2 protein-coding genes are annotated in these 961 nt (G+C 71.2%); both read left to right on the top strand.

The features are described 5' to 3' along the window. Positions 1-506 (top strand): TolC family protein (locus ACDELDRAFT_RS23000; RefSeq protein WP_005801659.1); only part of this gene is annotated, 506 nt, incomplete at its 5' end. A 25-nt stretch (positions 507-531) separates the two neighbouring features. Then, positions 532-961 (top strand): efflux RND transporter periplasmic adaptor subunit (locus tag ACDELDRAFT_RS22995; RefSeq protein WP_005801655.1); only part of this gene is annotated, 430 nt, incomplete at its 3' end.

Genomic DNA, 961 nt, shown 5'->3' with positions numbered 1-961 from the left:
CCCGCGTGCAGGCCGCCCAGGCGGCGCTGGACAACGCCAGCGCCCAGCGCAAGGCCGACTGGACGGTGGGCGCCTCGTACGACCATTTCCCGGGCACATCCAACCGCCTCGTGGAGTTGCGCGTTTCGGTCCCCTTGCAGTGGGGCTACCACTACGAAGGCGAGATCGGCCGCGCCCAGGCCGAATACACCCAGGCCCAGGACACCCTTGAAAAGACCCGCCGCCTCGCCCTGCTGGACTTGCAGCATCTGCAACAGGCGGCGGCCGGCACCGCCCAGCGTTCGGCCAGCTTCGACACCGGCATCCTGCCGCGCGCGCGCCAGGTGGCGCAAAGCGCCGAACTCGCCTACGCCAAGGGTGCCACGTCCCTCACCGATCTGCTCGACGCCCGCCGAACCCTGCGCGCGACTGCGCTGGAAGCGCTCTCTGCCCGCCTCGAACACGCCAAGGCCCTCGGCGCCTGGCAATTGCGCACGCAGCCGCAAGTGCTGTCCGTCGCCCCCTGACACTTTTCTCTGCATAGACCCACCCATGGTGCACTCCTCTACCTTCCGCCTGCGCGTGCGCAGAGTCCCGCCCTTCATCGCCAGCCGCACCTTCGTCGCCCTGACCCTGGGGTGCAGCGCCTTGCTGGCCGGTTGCGGCGAAGCCGCAGCCCCCGCAGCGCCCGCCGAAGCCGCCCCGCCCGTGGTGCAAGGCACACAACTGCGCTTTCCGCCCGACCATCCGCAACTCGCCCTGCTGGGGGTGAGCGAGGCCCGGCCCTCGACGCAGATTGCCGTCGATCTGCCCGCCAGGCTGGTCTGGAACGAAGAGCGCACCCAGCGCATCTATGCCCCCTTCGCGGGCCGGGTGGCGGCCATCCGTGCCGACCTGGGCCAGACCGTGAAGGCCGGCGCGCCGCTGGCCTTGCTGGCATCGCCCGACTTCGGCCAGGCCCAGGCCGACACCGCCAAGGCGC

It is taken from the genome of Acidovorax delafieldii 2AN, from assembly GCF_000175235.1.
Classification (GTDB): Bacteria; Pseudomonadota; Gammaproteobacteria; order Burkholderiales; family Burkholderiaceae_C; genus Acidovorax; species Acidovorax delafieldii_B.
This window is presented reverse-complemented; position numbering and strand designations above follow the sequence as displayed.